At 47.0% G+C, this 23,048-nt stretch carries 19 protein-coding genes; 17 read left to right on the top strand and 2 right to left on the bottom strand.

What is annotated here, in order from left to right:
* Positions 1-268 precede the first annotated feature (268 nt).
* The 15 genes from MKX40_RS24130 (at position 269) to MKX40_RS24060 (ending at position 18,876) form a co-directional block, all read left to right on the top strand.
* A complete protein-coding gene (locus tag MKX40_RS24130) occupies positions 269-2,446 on the top strand; it encodes a bifunctional (p)ppGpp synthetase/guanosine-3',5'-bis(diphosphate) 3'-pyrophosphohydrolase (protein WP_339237014.1) in 2,178 nt (725 codons plus the stop codon).
* Positions 2,447-2,458: 12 nt separating this feature from the next.
* Complete coding sequence (dtd, locus tag MKX40_RS24125; RefSeq protein ID WP_339237012.1) at positions 2,459-2,905, top strand: D-aminoacyl-tRNA deacylase; 447 nt, start codon at positions 2,459-2,461, stop codon at positions 2,903-2,905.
* Positions 2,906-2,996: 91 nt separating this feature from the next.
* Complete coding sequence (locus tag MKX40_RS24120; protein WP_253440218.1) at positions 2,997-3,164, top strand: hypothetical protein; 168 nt, start codon at positions 2,997-2,999, stop codon at positions 3,162-3,164.
* A 264-nt stretch (positions 3,165-3,428) separates the two neighbouring features.
* Positions 3,429-3,935 carry a type 1 glutamine amidotransferase domain-containing protein gene (locus tag MKX40_RS24115; RefSeq protein WP_339237008.1) on the top strand — a complete coding sequence of 169 codons (507 nt, stop codon included), beginning with the start codon at positions 3,429-3,431 and terminating at the stop codon, positions 3,933-3,935.
* A 120-nt stretch (positions 3,936-4,055) separates the two neighbouring features.
* Positions 4,056-4,502 (top strand): hypothetical protein, encoded by a 447-nt coding sequence (locus MKX40_RS24110; protein WP_215074538.1) that lies wholly within the window; start codon positions 4,056-4,058, stop codon positions 4,500-4,502.
* Between the two features lie 666 nt (positions 4,503-5,168).
* Positions 5,169-6,437: an SEC-C metal-binding domain-containing protein gene (locus MKX40_RS24105; RefSeq protein ID WP_339237006.1), complete on the top strand. Its 1,269-nt coding sequence runs from the start codon at positions 5,169-5,171 to the stop codon at positions 6,435-6,437.
* 819 nt (positions 6,438-7,256) lie between these two features.
* Positions 7,257-8,510, top strand: coding sequence for a histidine--tRNA ligase (gene hisS / locus MKX40_RS24100; RefSeq protein WP_339237003.1), 1,254 nt, complete (start codon positions 7,257-7,259; stop codon positions 8,508-8,510).
* Between the two features lie 212 nt (positions 8,511-8,722).
* Positions 8,723-10,501 (top strand): aspartate--tRNA ligase, encoded by a 1,779-nt coding sequence (aspS, locus tag MKX40_RS24095; RefSeq protein WP_339236999.1) that lies wholly within the window; start codon positions 8,723-8,725, stop codon positions 10,499-10,501.
* Positions 10,502-10,519: 18 nt separating this feature from the next.
* On the top strand, positions 10,520-11,278 hold the full coding sequence (locus MKX40_RS24090; protein WP_091020457.1) for a tRNA threonylcarbamoyladenosine dehydratase: 759 nt from the start codon (positions 10,520-10,522) through the stop codon (positions 11,276-11,278).
* A 244-nt stretch (positions 11,279-11,522) separates the two neighbouring features.
* On the top strand, positions 11,523-12,821 hold the full coding sequence (locus tag MKX40_RS24085) for an NCS2 family permease (protein ID WP_339236997.1): 1,299 nt from the start codon (positions 11,523-11,525) through the stop codon (positions 12,819-12,821).
* Between the two features lie 85 nt (positions 12,822-12,906).
* On the top strand, positions 12,907-14,706 hold the full coding sequence (locus MKX40_RS24080; protein WP_339236995.1) for an ABC transporter ATP-binding protein: 1,800 nt from the start codon (positions 12,907-12,909) through the stop codon (positions 14,704-14,706).
* A 145-nt stretch (positions 14,707-14,851) separates the two neighbouring features.
* Entirely contained in the window at positions 14,852-15,517 is a 666-nt protein-coding gene (locus tag MKX40_RS24075; RefSeq protein WP_339236992.1) for a TetR/AcrR family transcriptional regulator, read from the top strand.
* 38 nt (positions 15,518-15,555) lie between these two features.
* Entirely contained in the window at positions 15,556-16,347 is a 792-nt protein-coding gene (locus tag MKX40_RS24070; protein WP_339236990.1) for a DUF4097 family beta strand repeat-containing protein, read from the top strand.
* Between the two features lie 41 nt (positions 16,348-16,388).
* Complete coding sequence (locus tag MKX40_RS24065; RefSeq protein ID WP_339236988.1) at positions 16,389-16,559, top strand: hypothetical protein; 171 nt, start codon at positions 16,389-16,391, stop codon at positions 16,557-16,559.
* A 136-nt stretch (positions 16,560-16,695) separates the two neighbouring features.
* Positions 16,696-18,876: a UvrD-helicase domain-containing protein gene (locus MKX40_RS24060; protein WP_339236986.1), complete on the top strand. Its 2,181-nt coding sequence runs from the start codon at positions 16,696-16,698 to the stop codon at positions 18,874-18,876.
* Positions 18,877-19,001: 125 nt separating this feature from the next.
* On the opposite strand, the gene MKX40_RS24055 is transcribed toward MKX40_RS24060, so the two are convergent.
* The gene (locus tag MKX40_RS24055) at positions 19,002-19,904 is read right to left on the bottom strand and encodes an EamA family transporter (protein WP_339236983.1); all 903 of its coding nucleotides are present in this window, start codon (positions 19,902-19,904) and stop codon (positions 19,002-19,004) included.
* Complete coding sequence (locus tag MKX40_RS24050; protein ID WP_339236981.1) at positions 19,901-20,644, bottom strand: SDR family NAD(P)-dependent oxidoreductase; 744 nt, start codon at positions 20,642-20,644, stop codon at positions 19,901-19,903. Before MKX40_RS24050 ends, MKX40_RS24055 begins: the two co-directional genes overlap by 4 nt.
* 136 nt (positions 20,645-20,780) lie before the next feature.
* On the opposite strand from MKX40_RS24050, the gene MKX40_RS24045 reads away from it, so the two are divergent.
* Both MKX40_RS24045 and MKX40_RS24040 read left to right on the top strand, forming a co-directional pair.
* Positions 20,781-21,668 (top strand): LysR family transcriptional regulator, encoded by an 888-nt coding sequence (locus tag MKX40_RS24045; protein ID WP_339236979.1) that lies wholly within the window; start codon positions 20,781-20,783, stop codon positions 21,666-21,668.
* Between the two features lie 42 nt (positions 21,669-21,710).
* A complete protein-coding gene (locus MKX40_RS24040) occupies positions 21,711-23,018 on the top strand; it encodes a replication-associated recombination protein A (RefSeq protein ID WP_339236977.1) in 1,308 nt (435 codons plus the stop codon).
* The last annotated feature ends 30 nt before the right edge of the window (positions 23,019-23,048 follow it).

Genomic DNA, 23,048 nt, shown 5'->3' with positions numbered 1-23,048 from the left:
TTCATGAATTTTCCTTCTATTTCAGCAAATAACGGCAATAATACAAAAGAAATAAGAAATACATTCAATCCCTTGTGAGTTATAGGGAAACGGGTTAAAAGTAATACAGAGCACCAATATAAAAAATGGTTAAGCGCTCTTATTCGTCAGCAGTTGACGGGAAACGGGCGAAGCGTCATAATTATAGGAAATTACTTTTACGGGGAACCTGTGTTGCAGCAATGTCACGGGTTCCATTTGGTATAGAAAGGACACGGAACAGATCAGAATGGGCATAGAGCAATTACTCGAGAAGGCCGGGGCATATATCAAAGAACCCGATCTGGTGCGCATACGAGAAGCTTACGAATTTGCTGATCAGGCCCACCATGGACAGACGCGAAAATCGGGAGAACCGTATATTCTGCATCCGCTTGCGGTTGCCGACATTGTTGTGAACATGCAGATGGACACCATCTCCATAATAGCAGCGCTTCTTCATGATGTAGTAGAGGATACTACGGTCTCACTTGAAGAGATCCGCAATCATTTCGGCAATACGTGTGCCATGCTTGTTGACGGCTTGACGAAGCTGGAACGTATTAAGTTCCGCTCCAAGGAAGAACAGCAGAACGAGAACTACCGCAAAATGTTCATCGCCATGGCGCAGGACATCCGTGTCATCGTGATCAAATTGGCTGACCGTCTGCATAATATGCGGACACTCAAGTTTCAGTCGGAAGAAAGCCAGCGCCGGATTTCATATGAGACGCTGGAAATTTTCTGTCCGATTGCGAACCGTCTGGGGATCTCTGCGATCAAATGGGAAATGGAGGACATCGCCCTCCGTTATTTGAATCCGCAGCAATATTACCGTATTGCAAACCTGATGCACAAAAAGCGTGCCGAACGTGAGCAATATATTGATACGGTTATGGACGGAATTACGAACAAACTCGATGAGATGGGCATTCAGGCAGACCTTTCGGGCCGCCCGAAGCATATCTACAGCGTGTTCAAGAAAATGACGACCAAAAACAAGCAGTTTAACGAAATTTATGATCTGCTTGCCATTCGTATTATTGTGGATAATATCAAGGATTGTTATGCTACCCTGGGAATTATACACACGTTATGGAAACCGATGCCTGGACGCTTTAAAGACTATATTGCGATGCCGAAGGCGAATATGTATCAATCGCTGCATACAACGGTAGTCGGTCCAAATGGCGAACCAACCGAGGTACAGATTCGGACATGGGATATGCACCGGACTGCTGAATTTGGTATCGCTGCTCACTGGGCGTATAAGGAAGGCGCAGCGGCAGGTCCGCAATTCGAAGATAAAATTACGTTCTTCCGCGAAATTCTTGAACTCCAAAATGAAGCACAGGACGCGTCAGAATTCGTAGAATCGCTCAAAATGGATTTCTTCTCGGATCTGGTATTTGTATTTACGCCAAAAGGAGAAGTCATTGAATTGCCAATTGGGTCTGTTCCTTTGGATTTTGCTTATCGAATCCATACGGAGGTTGGTAATCGGACCATCGGTGCCAAAGTGAACGGTCGAATTGTTCCGCTGGACTATCATCTGAAGACAGGTGATATCATCGAAATTTTGACGTCCAAACATTCTTACGGACCTAGCCAGGACTGGTTGAAAATTGCGAAATCTTCTCATGCACGAGCGAAGATCAAACAATGGTTCAAGAAGGAACGCCGTGAAGAAAACGTTGAAAAAGGTCGAGAGAGCTGTGAGCGTGAATTGAAACGCATGGGGCTTGATCCTTCTGCGTGGATGACGGATGACAAGTTGATGGAAGCTGCCAAAAAATATGCGTTTAATGATATTGAGGACATGCTTGCAGCTGTTGGCTTCGGTGGAATTACTGCTGCACAGATCGTAACCAAAGCAACTGAAAAACTCCGTAAAGAGCAGGAAGAGTCCAGTTTGCTGGAATTGAATTCCGAGATGCGCGAGCTGAAACCTGCACCGGAACGGAGAAATCGACCAACCAATGGCATTCGTGTCAAGGGCATCGATAATCTGCTTGTTCGATTTGCACGATGCTGTAATCCTGTGCCAGGGGATGACATTATCGGATACGTTACACGCGGACGGGGTGTTTCCGTGCACCGTAGTGACTGTCCGAATATTCCGACAAGTGCAGACGGAGAAGAAGCAGCACGTGTGATTGAGGTTGAGTGGGAAGAGAATATCGAAGCGAGTTACAGTGTGGATATTGAGATTACAGGCCATGATCGGAATGGCTTGCTTAACGAGGTACTTCAGGCTGTATCCGAAAGTAAAACCAATATTTCTGCCGTTACCGGACGGACAGATAAAAATAAATTAGCATTGGTGCACGTCACAATTCTGATTCGTAATACGGATCATCTGCAATCCGTTGTAGATCGGATCAAACGGGTGAAAGATGTCTATTCGGTGCATCGGATTATGCAGTAAGGAGCCTGTAAGATGAGGGTGCTTGTTCAACGCTGTAAAGAGGCTCAGGTGACTGTGGGAGACGAACTGACGGGTAAGATCGAATCCGGATTAATGTTGCTCGTAGGTATTACCCATGAGGACACGGAGAAGGATGCTCAGTATCTGGCTGACAAAATTAGCGGGTTACGGATATTTGAGGATGATCAGGAGAAGATGAACCTCAGCCTGCTTGATGTAGGCGGTGCTGTACTGTCCGTTTCCCAGTTCACCCTGTACGGAGATTGTCGCAAAGGAAAGCGTCCTAGCTTTGCAGCTGCGGCCCGACCGGAAGCGGCAGAACGTTTATATGAGACGTTTAATCAACTTTTACGAGATAAAGGGATTCAGGTTGAAACCGGCCGTTTCGGAGCGATGATGGATGTAACATTTACCAACTGGGGACCCGTGACTTTGATGCTTGAAAGTCCGGTTCGTTAGGAACCACGTGCATAATTTCTTCGGGTTCAGGCCATAATGAAGGATAATTCGTTGATGACTATTTTATGATCAAAGGAGTATCCAGCCAATTATGCGCCAATCTGCGAAAGAAACACGTATCCGTACAGAACCTTTGTTACTCCCTGGCAACCTGTATGAATCATTGCATCTTGCCCGTGCGGCTGCTGAGTGTGTTGCAACGATCTGGGCACTTGAGGATTCCGACAAAGGGAAACAGAGTCATCTTCCGCGATCTTGATTGTCCACACTTGTATAAACATCTGAAATTTGGATTATACAGATTTTGAAAAAGACCTGATTCCTCACCGAATCAGGTCTTTTTGTCATGAGTTGATTTTTATAAAATACTCGTTAGTCGATTTTCCTAGAAAATGAAATTACATCGGATTGTTATAAATTGCTCTGGTGAGGGTAATAACAAAACGAGGCACAACGAAGTGCCATTGTACTGCAAGGCCCGATTCATAAAGAAAGTTCGAACACGGAAAGGAGAACATACATTATGAGTAAAGTTGCTTTTTTATTGGCGAATGACTTTGAAGATTCGGAGATGCAGGTGCCGTATGACGAAGTAAAAAAAGCTGGACACGAAGTGGAGATTATCGGTTTAAAAGCTGGTGAGACCCTTAAAGGTAAAGGAGGAAAAGCCTCCTATACGACAGATAAGGCGATTGCTGACGCATCCGCTTCAGAGTATGATGCAGTCGTGATTCCTGGTGGATCATCCCCTGAGAATTTGCGAAGTGATGCGCACATCTTGAAGTTTGTCACCGAGATCAACAGTGCGAAGAAACCAATCGCGGCGATATGCCATGGTCCGCAGATTTTGGCTAGTGCCGATCTGTTGAAAGGCCGTACGATTACATCCTATCCACCGCTCAAGGATGACATGGTAAACGCAGGAGCAGAGTTCAAGGATCATGAGGCTGTTGTGGATGGAAACTATATTACATCCCGAACGCCTGAAGATGAGCCAGCATTTGTGCGTGAACTGTTAAAAGTGATTTAACTTCACCAGTTTTAACTTCACCAGTTTTAACTGACATACATTGAAGTATTGTAACTACGTTACATCGTGACTTATACAAACTTCACGTTTGCATTTCATTCCGAAAAAGGAGGGTTTGACATGACAAAACATATTCAGGCGTATTTTCGAACCGAAGACGAGGCGGAGGGAGCAAGAACTTCACTTCAGACGTTCCGTACAGAGCATTTGGAAGTAGGTCAACTCGATAGTGCGATTGGTAGAGACACGCGTGTTATGGTACCACTGGTACCATATAATACTGCGGGTGGTGTAGGCACGAACGGAGCAATGGGTGTTGGTGCTGCTCCCGGTGTTCCAGCCAGCGAAAATGTGATCCCTGTGGTATCCAATGTGGATCGTGATGCAGAACGGGACTCTCGTGACAGAGTGAATGAGGATGGAGACATGCTGGATGCTGCAGACGTGTCTTCGGCCGATTATGATGATCTGCACTATGTTCTGTCTGCCAAAGTAAGGGATGAGGACTATGACGAGATTGTTCATAAGCTTCGTTCCAACCATGCCTATGTGGAAGAACTGAATTAACGTGTAGATCCCTTTTGCCCTTGCACTGCTTGACTACAGAGTCGAGTAATGTGCAAGGGCTTTTAATTATGTCTATACTTTTCAAAGAAATAAAGCGCTATCATTTTTGTAATATTACTGTAATATTAGTTACATAAGCCTTTAACATAGTGGGCTTATAATAACACACATGACCCCCTTTTTTTATATATCTTTTGAGCCTGCACACCGTGTGCAGGCTATTTTTTTGCAATGAAAATGTATATGTTTTGTGTAAAGCTTACCCCTTTATATAATTTTTGCTAGAATAGAGGAATGGATTCGAATATATTAAAGCCAGTTGTTTCATAGTTTAGCTTCATCGGATGGTATATCAAGCATCAAGCAAGCATTTAGCATTTGGGCTCAGGCGAATGCAATTCAACGACAGTGTGTATGAGGAACACATCGCCAGAGAGAACCGCCTTATTGCACATGAACAGTATAAAAGGAGTTTCGGGTTGTCTTTAATCCTTCTAATACTCGCAGAAACGCCCCGTCCTTATACAAGGGCGGGGTAGCCGTTCTGCTTGCTCGCTGGAAACTGCAAATCATATAGAATGCCTCGTACGAGAAACGGCACCTAAATGTTAATGCAACTGTGTTCTCATACAACTGGCTAGTGACAGATTTAAGGGGGAATTAGTTTTGAGTAAGGTTGGAAGAAATGAGTTATGCCCATGCGGAAGTGGGAAAAAATATAAGAAGTGCTGTTTGAATAAGGAGTCCTCACCCGCAGAATCTATACTGCGCCTGATATCAACGGAGCAGCCTGTCCAAGAAGCTACAGTTCAGCCTGAGAGCAAGCTGACTCCAACCAAACTGAAAAGGTTGGTAACGCAAGAGCTGAAATGGGAACATCCTTCTCACGAACAGTTGGCCCTGGAGCTGATTGAGAACATGCGGAACCAATACGAGGGGGAGCTGATTTCGGAAGCTCTGATGTTATGGAACGGTTATTCCCGCCAGACGCGCCCCACTGTGAAGAAGACAGGTTCCTTCTGTGCTGCAATTGAATATTTGCTGTCCGAGGAATACGGCTTCAATGTCTCAAAACCTGATATGGCCACTAAATATGAGGTGACGACAGGTACAATCTCCCGGAAGGTCAATGAGATGTTCAGTTACATTGAAGAATACGGAATGGGCGGCGAAACGGACGAGCTGATGGTGCTGAACGGTCCAGGTACACCAAAGGACAAAGCGGAGGCTCTGCTACATAAGGCGAGAGAAGCCAGTTCTGCCAAACGCAGAATACAACTGGCGAAAACGGTGCTGGAGGTATATCCTGACAGCTCGGATGCATATCTTATACTGGCTGAGGAATCGGACAACGAGTCAGATGCACGGGCTTACCTCAAGGCCGGAATTGCTGCTGGAGAACGCGAACTGGGTGACCTGTTTTTTGAGAAGAACAAAGGGCACTTCTGGGGGCTTCAAGAGACTCGTCCATATATCCGGGTATGCAAAAGCTACGCGGAATCTTGCTGGTTTGGTGGGGATACCCAAGAAGCGGCACAAACCCTGGAGCGGTTGCTGGAACTTAATACGGAAGACAATACCGGAGCACGTTACCTGCTCGCTGCTGTGTATTTGTACAGCAACCAATTGAAGCATGCAGAACAATTGATGGCGAAGTATGGAAAAGGTGTCGCCTCAACGGCCTTTGCCTATGACCAGATCATTCTGGAGTATAAGAAAAATGGAATCACCTCGCAGCTCGAAAAGCTGTACCGTGTGGCTCGGGGGATGAACAAACATGTGCCGGATTACCTGCTGGGTTTGAAACGCCTGCCGCATAACCTCCCTGATTTTGTCGGAATGGGCGATTCCAATGAAGCGATTGAATATGTCATTATGCACTCCCGTCTATGGGCGAGCATGCCTGATCTGCTGAAGTGGATGCTGAAACAATAGAGTTATGTAGGGATTGGAGTTGGAATTCGTTTGAGGAATCCAGCTTCTATCCGCCATAATTGGAGTGTACTCTCTATCCAGTACGGCGTGTGCTTAGAATTTTTTTAATGCTATCTTTTCATGTTAACCCTTGACTTTAGCACTGCGGTTCATTACAATCAGAAAATAATACGTTGACTATAGTCAATACAAGTCGATTTTTGAACTATATTACTGATTTGATGACGGGACCAAGTACTCCGTGCCCACATGACCAGAGAGGAATCCCCAGGCTGTAAGGATTCTCTTGATGAGCGGACGAATGACTTCCCCGAGAACAGACGGCGAACATGGCAGACATGATCTGTTGACCAGTAGCCGGCCTGCGCAGGACGTGCGTTACACGTAGAGCGGAATATCTGCTTGATCAGGGTGCAATAGGCAATCCTGAATCATCAGAGATCACCTGAACGGCTAAAGTGTCAGGTTTCCGAAATGTGGGTGGTACCACGGGTGAATGTATATTACACAATCTCTCGTCCCTTTGTTTGCTGTATATACAGCGACAGGGCGAGGGATTTTTTTGTTATATAAGTTGATTTAAAAGAAATACACGAAAACGGAGAGGGCAGAAAAAACCTGTAAAAGCGAAGCGTTCGCCTGAAAGCTTTCTGAAAGAAAGCTGCATCGGAAGCATATGCTATCACCGGATTTTCACATTTAGAATGAAAATTTAAAAAATCTGGGGATAACAGCGATTGTAAGGTTGATCTGCCAGCGCAGTGATCACGTGTAGAATTTTTAACTGTAGAGAAAAAAATCAATGCTGGAGGGATCAAGATGGCTTTTCAAAAACCGACGGGGACGCAGGACTTACTTCCTGGAGTTGTCGAGAAATGGCAGTACGTAGAAGAAAAAGCACGAGATCTGTGTCGACGGTTTAATTACCGCGAGATTCGTACACCGATCTTCGAACAGACTTCTTTATTTGTACGTGGTGTAGGAGAGACTACCGATATCGTTGAGAAAGAAATGTATACCTTTGATGACAAAGGCAATCGCAGCATGACTCTTCGTCCAGAGGGAACAGCCGGTGTTGTCCGTGCGTATGTAGAGAATAAAATCTACGGCGAACCGGATGTGAGCAAGTTGTATTACATCGGTCCGATGTTCCGGTATGAGCGTCCGCAGGCAGGTCGTCAGCGTCAGTTCCACCAGTTTGGTGTAGAAGCCATCGGTGCACTGGACCCGGCGATTGATGCCGAAGTCATCGCACTGGGCTACCAATTGTGTGTAGAGCTCGGCTTGAAGGATGTTAAAGTGGAGATCAACTCCGTTGGCAACTCGACTAGCCGTGCAGAATACCGCGAGACATTACTTGGGTTCCTCAGACCGATGAAAGACAGCCTGTGCAAGGACTGCCAGTCTCGCATGGAGCGCAATCCGCTGCGTGTACTCGACTGCAAAGTCGATCAGGACAAATTCGTAGGGGCGCCTTCCATACTGGATAGCCTGGATGAAGAGTCTTTGAATCACTTTGCCAAGCTGCAGGCATACCTGGATGATTTCGGAGTAGATTATGCTGTGAACAATCGTCTGGTACGGGGCTTGGATTATTACACGCTGACTGCGTTTGAATTAAAAGCCCAAGGGATTGGAGCAATTGATACGGTTGGTGGCGGTGGCCGGTACAATGGTCTCGTTGGAGATATCGGCGGACCTGATCAGCCGGGCATCGGCTTCGGTATTGGTCTGGAGCGTATTCAACTGATTCTGGAGCACCAAAATATTGAGGTGACTACGCTCGCTCCACTGGATGTGTACTTTGTTGCTCTGGGAGAGGCCGCTGATCGTGAAGTGAACCGACTGTTGTTCAAAATTCGTCAGTCTGGACTGTCTGGGGAACGTGATTATCTGGGCCGCAAGATGAAAGCCCAGATGAAATCGGCTGACCGTTTCAAATCCCGCTATACCGCCATCCTTGGTGATGACGAGCTGGAGCGTGGTGAGATCGCCCTCAAGTCGATGGATACGGGAGAGCAACAAACCGTGAAGCTTGATGATCTGGTAGCAGCCATTCGCGAAAGTAAATAAGCACGAACTGTAAAATGGAGATTAAAACGTTCCATTAACACATTGATCCGGCAAAATTACTGAGGTTCATCAACGTTTCCAACGAATTGGGAGCTGGTGAGCCAGAGGTAACAAGCCTTTTCGAATACATGATCTACACGTAACCGGACTGTTGAAGAGCAGGTACCACTTGCCCATGCAGAACGGAAATTCACATAATGAGGAGTTTGGTTATGAAAAGAAGTCATCATTGCGGCGCATTAACACCCGCACACATCGGTGAAACAGTAACATTGAACGGTTGGGTTCAAACCCGTCGTGACTTGGGGGGCGTACTCTTCATCGATCTGCGTGACCGCAGCGGGATTGTACAAGTTGTCTTTAACCCGGCTTATTCCGGCGAAGCTCTGCAAATTGCAGATCGTGTACGTAGCGAGTATGTTATCGCTGTAACGGGTAAAGTCGTTAAACGTGATGCAGAAACAGTGAACAAAAATCTGCCTACTGGCGAAATTGAAGTTCAAATCACTGAAATTGAAGTGCTGAATGCAGCCAAAACACCTCCATTCTTCATCGAAGATGGTGTAGAAGTGGATGAATCCCTTCGTTTGAAATATCGTTACCTGGACCTGCGTCGTCCGGAAATGTTCGAAACACTGAAACTGCGTTCCAAAGCATCCAAAGTGTTCCGTGACTATCTGGATGGAGAAGAGTTCGTTGAAGTGGAAACACCAATCCTGACGAAGAGCTCCCCGGAAGGTGCGCGTGATTATCTCGTACCGAGCCGTGTGCATGAAGGTGAATTCTTCGCTTTGCCACAATCCCCACAAATCTACAAACAATTGCTGATGGTGGGTGGACTTGAGCGTTATTATCAGATCGCTCGCTGTTTCCGGGATGAGGATCTTCGTGCAGACCGTCAACCCGAATTCACGCAAGTCGACATCGAGGCTTCCTTCCTGCAACAGGATGACCTGCTGCCAATGATGGAAGAACTGATGGCCAAATTGTTGCGTGAAACCAAAGGCATTGAGCTGGAACTGCCTTTCCAACGGATTACGTATGCAGATGCAATGGGTAAATACGGTTCAGACAAACCAGATCTGCGTTTCGGTATGGAACTGGTTGAAATGAACGATATCGTAGCAAACAGTGGTGTGAAAGTATTTGCTTCCGTCATCGAAAAAGGTGGAGAAGTGAAAGTGCTCAACGCTAAAGGCTGTGGCACATGGAGTCGTAAAGAGATCGATGATCTCGGACCATTTGCTGCACGTTACGGTGCGAAAGGTCTGGCTTGGATTCAAGTAAAAGACGGCGAGTTCAAAGGGCCAATCGTGAAGTTCTTCACTCCTGAAGAGATCGAAGCTGTCAAAGAACGTACAGGTGCTGAGGATGGCGACTTGTTGCTCTTCTCCGCAGACACGAAAAAAGTGGTTGCTGACGTACTGGGCGCATTGCGTCTGAAAATCGGCCGTCAACTCGGCCTGATCGATGACAGCAAATTCAAATTTGCTTGGGTTGTGGACTTCCCACTCCTTGGATATGATGAAGACGCCAAACGTTATGTGGCAGAACACCATCCGTTCACACGTCCAAAAGACGAAGATGTACATCTGTTCGACACAGATCCGGGTGCTATTCGTGCTCAAGCCTATGACCTTGTTCTCAATGGTTATGAAGTAGGTGGCGGTTCGATGCGTATCTACAAACGTGACGTTCAGGAGAAAATGTTTGCTGCCCTTGGACTCTCTCCAGAAGTAGCGAATGAGAAATTTGGCTACCTGCTCGAAGCATTCGAATATGGAACTCCACCGCATGGCGGAATTGCTTTTGGTCTTGACCGTTTGGTGATGTTGCTGGCGGGCCGCACGAATTTGCGTGAAACGATTGCCTTCCCGAAAACGGCAAGTGCAACGGATCTGCTGATGAATGCACCTTCCGAAGTGGATGACTCGCAATTGGAACAACTTCATATTCGCGTAGCCCGTAAACCGGTAGCGGAAAAGAAATAAAGGAGGCATCGATTCTCAATGCTCCATCAATTTTCAAGAACAGAGCTTGCGATCGGACCTGAAGGTCTGGACGCATTGAAAAATAGTACAGTCGCTGTGCTCGGTATTGGCGGCGTGGGTGGAATTGCTGTAGAAGCTCTTGCCCGTAGCGGCGTTGGACGCATCATTCTGATTGATAAAGATGTCGTGGACATTACCAACATCAACCGCCAGATTCATGCGCTGACCACAACAGTGGGACAGAAAAAAGCGGACCTGATGGTGGAACGGGTGAAACTGATCAATCCGGAATGTGATGCCATTGCATTGAATATGTTTTACACGGAAGAAACGTATGAGGAACTGTTCAAATATGAACTGGATTATGTGCTGGATGCATCCGACACGATTATCTACAAAATCCATCTCATTAAAGAGTGCCTGAAACGTAAAATTCCGATGATTTCCAGCATGGGTGCGGCGAATAAAATGGATCCAACGAAATTCCAGGTTGCGGATATTTCGAAAACGACCATGGACCCGATTGCCCGTGTTGTGCGTACCACACTTCGTAAAGACGGCATTAAAAAAGGTGTAAAAGTGGTCTTCTCAACTGAAAAGCCGATGAAACCGCGCGAGGACGTAACCCAAAAAATCGTTCCCGAGAATGCTCCGGAAATTCGCAAGGCCAAACAGCCACCTGCGAGTAACTCATTCGTGCCTCCGGTAGCCGGACTGATTATGGTCAGTGTTGCGATTAAGGATTTGTTAGAAATTGCAGAGAACAAGCAGCAATAACTTGCTGCCAACAGAAGAAGCGTAGATGCCCTTAAGGCATCTGCGCTTTTTTGTATAATTATACCCCGGAAGATAGAGCGGATGAGACATCAAACGTCTATGATAGACGAACCGCATTCCTGAAGAAATGTCAGAGTTACGTCATGTACTTCAACGTCAAAACCGTGTATGATATTCACTGCTGCGCGAAATGATGATACATACATAAAAGAATTTGCGGCTAGAGAGAGGGGAATAGAACGAAATGAAACACGGATGGATGGCCAGACGTCTTGGCATGGAGCCAGGAGACCAGTGGAAGAAGGAAGTTGTGGCGGGAGCCATTTCCTATTTTGCCGTGGTCTATATCGTTATGGTCAATGCTACAATTCTTTCCGATGCCGGAATGCCTTTGCAGGCAGCTATGGTTGGAACCCTGCTGACATCGATCGCAGGCTGTTTACTCATGGCATTTGGCGGAAAATCACCGATTATCGTTGTACCCGGAATGGGGATTAATGCATTTTTCACGTATACACTCGTACATTCCATGAAATTAAGCTGGCAAGAAGCGCTGGCCGTTGTAACCGTTACAGGTATATTGTTTGCCATTGTTGCGTTTACTTCTCTATACAAAATGATCAGCGAAGCCATTCCCAAAAATCTGCAGCATGGTATTACGGTGGGGATTGGTTTGTTCCTCACGTTTATTGGTTTGCAAAAAAGTGGAATCGTTATCGCGCATCAGACGACATTTGTCGCGATTGGTCACTTTAATGATCCGAATGTCATTACAGCCTGCGTTACGCTGGTGCTGGCCTTGATTTTATTTATCCGTAATGTGCAAGGCGGACTTCTAATTAGTATTTTGGTCGGGACAGGTCTTGCCTATGTACTTGGAGCAGTGAATCCGGGTGAATCCGTATCAGCGATGGATGCGCTACGTCAATATGGCGGTTTGTTTGGTGAATTGTCCTTGATGAAGCTGGCTGATGTAGCATTCTGGATCGCGGTATTTTTGTTGCTGCTGATTGTGGTGTTCGAAAATATCGGTTTAATTACAGCTCAGACACAGATGATTGGTCGTCCGAAGCGCTTCAAGGGAAGTCTGCGGGCACTATCGATTAGTACCGTGCTGGCAGGCATATTTGGAAGCAGTCCTCCAGTGGCCGCCGCCGAGACGACAGCTGGTATTGCCGCAGGTGGACGCACAGGGTTAACTCCGCTCGTTACAGCCGTGTTGTTTGGGGCAACCTTTTTCTTCATCCCTCTGCTCGGTTACATTCCAGACAGTGCGATTGCACCCATTTTGATCATTATTGGCGGTCTGATGGTGCAAGGTGTGAAAGATATGGACTTTGGTGACTTTACAGAGGCTTTTCCTGCTTTTCTGATCATGGTCATGATTCCATTCACATATAGCATCGTGGACGGGATGGCGTTTGGATTTATTGCCTATCCACTTGCGAAGCTGGCAGCAGGTCAGGGTAAACAGGTGCCTGTGGTCATGTATGGCATATCCATCCTCTTTTTGGCCAATTTTGTGCTGCACGGCATCTTGTAAAGTTGTGTTATACAACAAAAGGCAACGTTATATAAGTTCATACGTATGATTTCTGGTGAGCAGATGTAGAACGGGAGGAACGGGAATGGAAGAACAGCAGCAAGCAGGGCAGAAGGAACCGAAGGTAGGAAAAAAAGGATTTAAGGATTTCGTCAAGCTGATCGCTTCCACGAACCCGCCAAAACTGATCCTGATCCTGGCCCTCATCCTGACCTTGATTCAGACGACGGCCGGACTGATTGTGCCACTGATGACCAAAGGTCTGATTGATGGACTAACCACTTCGGCACTGAACAAATCGGTTATTTTATTGTTGCTCGGTGCATTTGTGATTCAGGCGATTGCCTCGGGTATCAGCATTTATATGTTAAATTACGCAGGACAACGTGTGGTCGCCACACTTCGCACGAAGCTGTGGAACAAAGTATTGTCGCTGCGAATGCCATATTTCGATCGCAATCGGACAGGCGATACGATGAGCCGGATTACGAATGATACAAGCCAGATCATGACGTTGATTGCAGATTATCTGGTCTCCTTTGTGTCGAACATCGTTGCCGTTGTAGGTGGGGTGGCGTTACTTTTTTATTTGGATTGGGTGATGTCACTCATTATTCTGAGTCTGGTGCCACTTACGCTGTTGATCCTGTTGCCAGTGGGGAGGAAGATGTACAAAATCTCCAAGAAACAGCAGGATGAGATGGCAGGTCTTACATCCGTACTTAGTCAGGTTATTGGTGAGATTCGCTTGGTCAAAGCCTATGGAACGGAGAAACAGGAATCAGAAGCCGGGGATTCCCGGATTCGTAAAATGTTTGCTTTTGGCTTGCAGGAAGCACGCATCCTTGCGCTGATCGGTCCTTTGTTTACATTTGTCATGACGGCAGTATTGGTCGTTATTCTTGGTGTAGGGGGAATGCGTGTAGCGTCTGGTATGCTGTCACCAGGTGAACTGGTCGCCTTTATATTGCTGTTGTTCCAGGTCATTATGCCAATGGGGCAGTTCACGACGTTATACTCCCGTTTGCAAAAAGTTGTAGGTGCAACAGAGCGCATACAAGCTATTCTTGCTGATGAGGAAGAGCCGCATGATAGCACCAAGGTAGCTCCAAAAGGAAATGAGACGATTGCGTTCCATGATGTACACTTTTCCTATGTCACAGGTGAAGAAGTGTTGCACGGAATTAATCTGACGGTACCTACACGTAAAGTGACGGCGATTGTTGGCCCAAGCGGTAGCGGTAAATCAACGCTGTTCTCTTTGATGGAGCAGTTCTATATGCCCGATTCAGGCCATATTTCGTATGGGGGACAAGCGATAACGGAATATTCTTTGTCCTCCTGGCGCAGCAAGATCGGGTATGTGTCTCAGGAAAGTCCGCTTATGGCGGGTACGATCAAAGATAATATCACGTACGGATTGGATCGTGAGGTCACGATGGATGAGATCCGGCAAGCTGCTGAGATGGCCTATTCTGCCGACTTTATCGACAAGTTGCCACAGGGATATGAGACGGAAGTAGGCGAGAGGGGAATTAAGTTATCCGGGGGACAACGTCAGCGGATTGCCATTGCACGGGCGCTGCTACGAAGTCCTGACATTCTCATGTTGGATGAAGCAACGTCCAGTCTGGACAGTACCTCGGAGTATGAAGTACAACAGGCTCTGTCCAACCTTATGGAAGGCAGAACCACGATTGTGATCGCGCACCGGTTGTCTACAGTGGTGGACTCCGATCAGATTGTTGTACTAGAGCATGGACATGTGACCGGAACAGGAACTCATGCTGAATTAATTGGCAATCATCCGGTATACCGTGAATTAGCGCAGAAACAGTTTGTGGCACAGGAAGGAAACGCAGCTACAGTACAAAACGAAGAGTAATTCCCATTATTGCAGGATCTCCGTTATACCCCTGAGGTATTTCAACGGAGATCCTTTTTGTTTGATTTGATCCCTCATATTTACAATAGATCCAACATAACCTATATTATAGATACCGACCGTTGGTATGTATAAGGAGGGCATTATGGCCAGAAATAAATACCCTGAGCAGACACTGGACCTGATTCTGGCAGTCTCAACTCAAATGTTTACCGAAAAGGGATATGAAAAGACCAGTATTCAAGACATTATAGATGAATTAGGTATGTCCAAAGGTGCAATATATCATCATTTCAAGTCCAAGGAGGATATCCTTAGTGCAGTGATGGAGAAGGAGCTTGGGCGGGCAGAAGACATGTTTATGGAACTCATCCAGAACACGCATGCTCCGAATGCCAGACAGAAGCTCATCAGTATTTTGGAAAATATTATTGTTGATCCTGGCATTCAGTCTAACTCCATTGATCAGGTTCTAAGCACTCAGATCAAGAATCCACAGTTTGTACTTGGTGGAATCAGGAAGGGTGTTCTAAAAGACGCACGAATTATTGCCAATATCATGGAGCAAGGCAAGAGTGATGGATCGATCTCTGTCGAATATCCGCTGGAATGCGCTGAAATCTTCATGCTACTCGTTAATATCTGGATCAACCCTCTTCTTTTTGGACGGGATGAGGCACAGACATTGGAAAGACTCAAGTTTCTACAGCACATGATGAAGCTTTTGGGAGTGGATATCGTAAGTGAACAGCTTATTCAACGTATTACCAATCGGCATGCCAGCACGGGAGGTTATGTGAATCCGGAGTAAGCACACACACATGCTTGTTTGAAATGGAGATGGGAACGATGTTCAAAAATAGTGAGCTTGCCCTATGCAAGAGCCTAGATATTGATCAATCCATTCATGATATACAGCTAAATTGGTTATCAGGAGATATCAGCATTCTTCCGAGTGTGGATGAACTGATTCACGTCACGCAATATGCGGATGTGTGGTTCTCCAAGCGAAGACTGATGCAAGTTGACATACGTGGAGGAACCTTAAACATCGTAGACGGAAGAAAGATGAGAGGTCTCATCGGGTTAAATATAGGTCGAACAGCATTGAAAATTCATCTACCAGCTCGGGTTTATAAACGTATTTTGCTAAACTCCACAGGAGGACAACTCCGGTTGAATCGACTTCTGGCCACTCGCTGTCAATGTAAGATCACCTCAGGTCGTGTAGAATTGTCAGGGAAGATGGGTGAGCTTGAATTGTACGCAGTGGCATCCACAGTGAGTGGACAACATCTTTGTGCAGATAAATTCAATCTTCAATCCACTTCAGCCAAAATCGACATTTCGGGAGAATTCCGTCACTTGCAATTTACCATTACAGGCAGAAGTTTAAATATGGAATGTCTTAATATGCCGGAGAGCTTGTATTCCGTATCCACGGGGGGACAGGCAGTAGTCTCCATTCCAGATAACGAAGGTTTCCAAATTATACTTAAAGAAAGATCAGGAGCACTTAAAAGTGAATTTGATTTGACTCCCCTTCACGGGGACAGCAATAATCTAATACACAAAAGTGGAAAAAGTGAATTCCAAGTGGATATTCGAGGAGGAGCTTTTCATTTAAAACACAGGAAATAAGAGACTAATCGTGTGTACTGAAAACAATGGGGGCAGATATCATGGCTGGTTGGATCGTAGGAATTAGTTTTTCCACCATCGTATTGCTAATTGGGATTTACGGCGTATTGAACAGCAGGCACAGGCAGACCAGAAACAAGTGGGCCTGGTGGTTTATTTTGTTTGGTTGTTGTGCGCTTGTCAGTGCCATCATTAATTATCAATTCAGATGAGCCTCATATATTACAAAAGTAAGCCTACAAAACGGATGTGGCTTTCAATTGCCCTATGTGATATAGTAAGTATCCTTTTGTATTTCCAGATCTAGGTGATGCAGAGCAAAACATATTCTTAGGAGGTAACTGAAACATGTCAGACAGCTTTCAAAGTGCCTATCAAGAAGAAGAGTACAGGTTAGAGCGAACGATGGAGGAAGTGGACAGTCAGTTGCAACGACTGCAAAATATTCCGGTGTATACCGGCCACGACTTCACAGAACAAGTGCTGGAAGCTGGACGCGAAGAGCGCCGCACCGCCTTGTCCAAGAGCGCGCAGCAACCCTATTTCGGACGCTTGGATTTCGAAGAACAGGGCAGTGGTGCACGGAAACCGCTGTATATTGGCAAAGTCGGCGTAGACCGCGAAGAGGTGGGAGAGCATCCGCTCGTCATCGACTGGCGTGCTCCTGTCGCCAGCCTGTTTTACTCATTTACAGGAGGCGAAGCCTCCGCAACGTATGAAGCCCCAGAAGGGCTAATTGAAGGTCTGGTGTACCTGAAACGAAACGTTGTCATTCGACAGCGGATATTGGAACGTGTGGCGGATACATATAACCGTGACAGCGACCAGCCAGCGGTATCTGATGAATTCCTCGTTTATCGTCTGGGAGAGAACAAGGATAACAAGCTCCGTGACATCGTATCTACGATTCAGGCGGAGCAGGATCTGATCATTCGTGCGGCGAGAAACACCGCATTGATCATTCAGGGTGTGGCTGGATCCGGGAAAACAACGGTTGCCCTGCATCGGCTGGCCTTTTTGCTGTATCAGTACAAGGAGCAGGTATCTGCGGAGAAAATGGTTATTTTTGCACCCAACCACATGTTCCTGGATTACATCTCGGATGTGCTCCCGGAACTCGGAGTAGGGGACATCCAGCAACGGACATTCCCGGATTGGGCGATGAACCTGCTGGGGCTGGAGATGCCTTTGGCGAATACGTCAGATACGCTCAACACCTGGTTCGAAACACCAGATGCACGGCCTGAATTGAATGATGATGTACCTGGACGGTATAAAGGATCGATCCGTTTCATGGAACTTATTCGAGAGTGGCTGTCGGGGATGGAAGCGGACTCCGTACCGGATATGGATTTCAGCCCATGGGATGGTAAGGTGCTTAGCAAGACGGAGATTGAGAACTGGTTTGGTGAGGAATACAAACATTATCCGCTGGCCAAACGCAAAGAACGGGTCATGGCGCGGGTTCACCGCTGGATTGAGATGGAACTTAAGAAACCGATGCCAGAAGCTGTGCGTAAAGAACGCAAGAAAAAAGCATCTACTCGTGAGAAAGCTTATGCCAAAAAATGGCCTCAATACGAGCCGCTTACGTTATACAAACAGCTGTTCAAAGCTGCAAAGGGTGGCACAGTGCCAACCTCGCTCAGCGGGCTTATTCCAAAATTGGTCATGAAACAAACGGCAGCAGATCTGAAGCAGGATATCGTCCGTGAAGAGGATCTGCCTGCATTGGTATACATCCATACATTGGTTCATGATATTGAGGGTTCGGAGCGGTTCGATCATGTCGTAATCGATGAAGCGCAGGACTTTTCCCCTTTTCATGTGGCGTTATTGGATCAGTTCGTCAAAGGGCATTCCTTCACCATACTGGGTGACTTGTCCCAGGGGATTCATGAGTACCGTGGTGTTCATGCGTGGGATGAGATGAGTTCTCTGTTTCCTGAGGAGCAGAATGCATACTTTGCATTGACCCGAAGTTATCGTTCAACGATGGAAATTATCGACTATGCCAATACGATTCTGGAACGTGGTGTCAAGAGCGGAATTACGGCGATCCCTGTTTTCCGTAGTGGTGATCCGGTTCGGACATTGGCTTATGGAGGCGATGGGCGGACGGCGAGTCTGGAGCAGGCTTTGAAGGTGTTAACGGTCAAAGACTACCGAACGGTCTCCATCCTGACCCGTACCCTGCATGAAGCAGAGGAACTTCATCGTGAACTGCAGGCCGCAGGCTGGGATCTGAACCTGATCGACGGTGGCAAAAAGCAGTACACGGGCGGACACTCCGTTTTACCTGTTTATCTGTCCAAAGGGTTGGAGTTTGATGCCGTTATCGTGGCAGACGTAGATCAGAAGCATTATCTGCCGAATGCCGGTGATGCAAAGCTGCTGTACGTGGGGTGTACACGGGCCTTGCACGAATTGTGGCTCTTCCATGATGGTGATTTGCCAGAGTACGCGGCCGCAACACATAATCCGGGCGGCGAGCCCGTAACTATTCAGGGTTGGCCAGAACTTGGGTGAATAAAGTCTGTTAAACATTAAAAGGCATGACGTTCATGGGGAAATGTCCCATAAGCGCATGCCTTTTCTGCATTTGTGCAAGAATGCTTAAACCTCTGAGAAAGAACGACAGTGGAAGTTTAGGGTTATGTTACCCTATTTCCCATTCTGGACGAGCGACGGTTCACCAGGAATATGCCGATAGCAATGAGTAAACCACCTGCCAATGCAAACCACTGGACATGTTCTCCCAGCAAGATCCAACTCGACAATACACCAAAGAATGGTGCCAGGAACAGATAGGAACTGGTTTGAGCCGGATCACTATGTTGCAGCAAATAAAACCAAAGCGAGAATTGCATGATGGAGCAAACAAGCGTTAACCAGAGCAGTACGATCACCGAGGTGGTATTCACTATAAAGTGAGGATGTTCAGTCCATACGCTCAGTAGAAGAAGCGCAGCACCTCCCGCGAGCATCTGATAGGCTGTTAAGACAAAAGTATCGTAGTCATCGCCCCAGCGTTTGATAAGCATTGTGGACACGGCAAAGGAGATCGCACCACCGAATCCAATCCAGGTGCCAGGACTAAAACTCATCTGCCATCCAAAGGTTAACATAATCCCCATGAAACCGAGCATAACACCGATCCACTGACTGAAGCGGTAGGTCAGTCTATATAAGAGAGCACTGAGGATAATGACCAGCAACGGATTGGTAAATGTAATAATGGCCGATTCGCCAGAGGTAATCCAGTTCATGCTGTAGTAGGCGCAGCCCATCACTCCTGCGGATTGGAACAGGCCAATGAGGATTATTTTCAACCAAGACTGCCACTGGGCAGGTAATGGACGTTTACGTAGATACCAGGCCATCAAGCTGCCTGCCAGTACATAACGTAGACCCATGAGCAGGAAAGGTGGAGCATATAACATACCGATCTTGCCGACTGGAAACGAAGTACCCATGATTAGCGTTGTCAAAATGATCAAAATTGTATACTTCAAGGGTTGGATGGTGCGGATACCTTTTTCATGTCTGGAGTTCATAACGTTTGTCCACTATCTACAGTAATGAGCTGCCCGGTCATGGATTGCTGTTCAAGCGCAGCACAGATCATGTGTGCGATATCCTCAGGCGAGGCAATTTTCTGCAATAATACTTCTCCACCGAGACGATGCATTCGCTCCTTGTTTCCAGCCCACCACCTTGTAGCAACTGCGCCAGGGACGATAGCATTCACCCGAATGTGTGGTGAGAGTGCATGCGCAAGGGATAAGGTCAGGCCGTGAACTGCCGCTTTGGAGACGGCGTAAGGGAGGGATGAGCCAGAACCTGTACTGCCTGCAATGCTGCCCAGATTCACGATGGAACCCCCACCAGCCTGTCTCATGCCTTCCGTCACTGCACGCACGCAATGAAACATGCCTTTCACATTCACATCCACCAGCTCATTCCAGACGTCATCTGTAACAGACTCCAGGTCGTGCAGAGGGATGTGCTGCGTGATTCCGGCGTTATTTACAAGTGCAGTAATGGGGCCATAGGTTTCAGTTATTGTGGTGACCATGCGCCGGACATCAAGATCATTGGCAACATTAGCTTGAACGGCGAATGCATGGCCGCCCGTATGCAAAATGTGTTGAACAGTCTCGCTTGCTGCATCTTTGGAGCGCGAATAGTTGACGGCGACCAACGCTCCACGCTTAGCCAGCATTAGACTTACAGCACGGCCTATGCCTGTTCCGCCACCTGTGATCAAAGCAACTCTATTTTTCCAGTATGTCATGCCGAACACTCCTTATCATCATCCAGTCAGAGGACTGGTTAGGGATCTACATGAATTGTAGTCCGGTTTGCACATGAAGTATAATGATTGGTAATGAAGTGGATATCATTTTGAATGATGTCAGAGTGGGGGGACCATGGAGAGCGGGGATCTTAGAATATTTCAGTGTGTTGCACAGGAAGGGAATCTGACCAAAGCTGCTGCTAAGCTGGGGTATGTTCAATCCAACGTAACGGCACGTATCAGGCATCTGGAAGCAGAAGTGGGTACAACGTTGTTCATTCGTCATAACCGGGGCATGACGTTATCTCCAGCCGGAGAGATGCTGCTGACGTATGCGGATAAAATTATTGGTTTGCTGAATGATGCTTCCAAGGCACTACGGGCGACAAGTACACCATCAGGTCCGTTGCGAATAGGGTCTACTCAGACGGCAGCAGCAGTTCGTTTACCTGAGCTTTTTGCAAAATATTATCAACAGTATCCCGAAGTGTCCTTGTCACTGGCTACGGGTAATTCGCAGATGCTTATTGATCAAGTTATTGGGTATGAAATGGAAGGGGCTTTCATTGGTTGTTCCTGTGATCATCCCGATATCGAGTCCATCGATGTATTTGATGAAGAGTTATTTGTGGTCTCGTCGGGTGTGGGGCCCGGAGAAGAGCTTACCCGTAAGCCGATCCTTGTCTACAGCATGGGATGCTCCTACCGACAGATTTTAGAGGAGTGGTTGAACTCAAGTGGGGTAAATCGTCCAGTGATTATGGAGTTTGGAACGCTGGAGGCGATTATTAGTGGTGTGACGTCCGGAATGGGGATTTCTCTGTTACCAGAGATTGTGATTCGGCAGCAAATCGCAAATGGAAATCTTCGCAAACATTCGCTCCCTTCTGGCATAAGTAGAATGATGACTCGTTTTATTACACGCAAGGATGCGTTTGTCAGCAGTGCGCTTGGCGCATTTATAGCTATGTTACCACAGGAGTATGATATGATAGAGAGTGGTAATACATCAGAAGTGTAAATGTACACATGTTAAGGCAATCCGTTAAGGAAGTGATGAGCAATGGATTTATTTTCGTTTCAGCAGGACTCCAAACCACAAGCCAGATTGCTCGCGGACCGCATGCGGCCAGAGCATCTGGATGAATATATTGGACAGGAACATATTATTGGACCGGGGAAATTACTACGGCGCGCCATCGAGGCGGATCAGATTTCGTCCATCTTGTTATATGGCCCTCCGGGATGTGGCAAGACAACCCTGGCACATATTATTTCTCAGCAAACGCAGGGACAGTTCGTTCGCCTGAATGCAGTGGAAGCTTCTGTCAAGGATGTGCGTGAAGTCATCGAACAGGCGCAAACGAACAAACAGCTGTATGGAACCAAAACCATTTTGTTCCTCGATGAGGTGCATCGGTTTAACAGCTCACGTCAGGATGCGTTATTGCCAGCGGTAGAGAAGGGCACGATTATTTTTATCGGCGCGACGACAGAGAATCCCTTTCATTACGTCAATGGGGCCCTAATGAGCCGTTCAACTCTGTTCCAGCTAGAATCGCTGAACAAGGATCATTCCCTTATTGCGATGCGCAGAGCATTGAGTGATGCGGACAAAGGTCTGGGGTTCATGGAATTACAGGCAGACGATGAGGCGCTTGAGCATATTGCCACGATGGCCAATGGGGATATTCGGCGTGCGCTTAACGCACTTGAACTGGCTGCGTTGACGACGCCACCGGAGAAGGATGGCTCCATTCATATTACGCTTGGTGTAGCTGAAGAGTCTATTCGGCGCCCTATTGTGAAGGCCGATGAATCTACCCAGTATGATGTGCTGTCTGCTTTTCACAAGAGTATCCGGGGTTCTAGTGATGCGGCGCTGTTCTGGTTTCTATACGCGGTGGAGAAACTCGGTATGGACCCAATGACCTTCATCCGGCGCCTGATTGCAGCGAGCAGTGAAGACATTGGACTTGCGAACCCGCAAGCCATGACCCAGGCCATTGGAGCACTTGATGCATACCGGAATAACGGCTGGCCCGAAGCCAAGCTGAACATCGCACAAGCGATTCTGTTCGCGGTCGAAAGTCCAAAATCCAATGCGGTATACACCGCCATCTCCAAAGCCATGAACGCCATTGATGAAGTGAAATCGGCAGAAGTTCCGCTGCACTTGCGAGATACGCATTATTCGGGTGCCGTGAAACTTGGACATGAGGGCTATCAATATCCGCACAATTATCCGGGGCATTATGTGAAGCAGGAATATTTACCAAAACAGCTTTCACGTAGAGTATTCTATGAGGCAACGGAACAAGGCAACGAATCGAAGATCAGGCTGAACCAACAGCGGCGCAGGGAATTTTAAGAACAGACAGATCAATCGGGAGATGCACAC

It is taken from the genome of Paenibacillus sp. FSL R5-0517 (assembly GCF_037974355.1).
Lineage (GTDB): Bacteria > Bacillota > Bacilli > Paenibacillales > Paenibacillaceae > Paenibacillus.
Note: the sequence above shows the minus strand (reverse complement) of the source record. Positions and strands in the feature narration are given on the sequence as shown.

What these genes read in the sequence shown, in the direction of transcription:
- MKX40_RS24050 (WP_339236981.1), bottom strand. Translation starts at nt 20,644, where the DNA reads ATGACATACTGGAAAAATAGAGTTGCTTTGATCACAGGTGGCGGAACA.
- MKX40_RS24075 (WP_339236992.1), top strand. Translation starts at nt 14,852, where the DNA reads ATGGCCAGAAATAAATACCCTGAGCAGACACTGGACCTGATTCTGGCA.
- MKX40_RS24065 (WP_339236988.1), top strand. Translation starts at nt 16,389, where the DNA reads ATGGCTGGTTGGATCGTAGGAATTAGTTTTTCCACCATCGTATTGCTA.
- MKX40_RS24110 (WP_215074538.1), top strand. Translation starts at nt 4,056, where the DNA reads ATGACAAAACATATTCAGGCGTATTTTCGAACCGAAGACGAGGCGGAG.
- hisS (WP_339237003.1), top strand. Translation starts at nt 7,257, where the DNA reads ATGGCTTTTCAAAAACCGACGGGGACGCAGGACTTACTTCCTGGAGTT.
- MKX40_RS24085 (WP_339236997.1), top strand. Translation starts at nt 11,523, where the DNA reads ATGAAACACGGATGGATGGCCAGACGTCTTGGCATGGAGCCAGGAGAC.
- MKX40_RS24080 (WP_339236995.1), top strand. Translation starts at nt 12,907, where the DNA reads ATGGAAGAACAGCAGCAAGCAGGGCAGAAGGAACCGAAGGTAGGAAAA.
- MKX40_RS24045 (WP_339236979.1), top strand. Translation starts at nt 20,781, where the DNA reads ATGGAGAGCGGGGATCTTAGAATATTTCAGTGTGTTGCACAGGAAGGG.
- MKX40_RS24130 (WP_339237014.1), top strand. Translation starts at nt 269, where the DNA reads ATGGGCATAGAGCAATTACTCGAGAAGGCCGGGGCATATATCAAAGAA.
- MKX40_RS24040 (WP_339236977.1), top strand. Translation starts at nt 21,711, where the DNA reads ATGGATTTATTTTCGTTTCAGCAGGACTCCAAACCACAAGCCAGATTG.
- MKX40_RS24115 (WP_339237008.1), top strand. Translation starts at nt 3,429, where the DNA reads ATGAGTAAAGTTGCTTTTTTATTGGCGAATGACTTTGAAGATTCGGAG.
- MKX40_RS24120 (WP_253440218.1), top strand. Translation starts at nt 2,997, where the DNA reads ATGCGCCAATCTGCGAAAGAAACACGTATCCGTACAGAACCTTTGTTA.
- MKX40_RS24070 (WP_339236990.1), top strand. Translation starts at nt 15,556, where the DNA reads ATGTTCAAAAATAGTGAGCTTGCCCTATGCAAGAGCCTAGATATTGAT.
- MKX40_RS24060 (WP_339236986.1), top strand. Translation starts at nt 16,696, where the DNA reads ATGTCAGACAGCTTTCAAAGTGCCTATCAAGAAGAAGAGTACAGGTTA.
- aspS (WP_339236999.1), top strand. Translation starts at nt 8,723, where the DNA reads ATGAAAAGAAGTCATCATTGCGGCGCATTAACACCCGCACACATCGGT.
- MKX40_RS24055 (WP_339236983.1), bottom strand. Translation starts at nt 19,904, where the DNA reads ATGAACTCCAGACATGAAAAAGGTATCCGCACCATCCAACCCTTGAAG.
- MKX40_RS24090 (WP_091020457.1), top strand. Translation starts at nt 10,520, where the DNA reads ATGCTCCATCAATTTTCAAGAACAGAGCTTGCGATCGGACCTGAAGGT.
- dtd (WP_339237012.1), top strand. Translation starts at nt 2,459, where the DNA reads ATGAGGGTGCTTGTTCAACGCTGTAAAGAGGCTCAGGTGACTGTGGGA.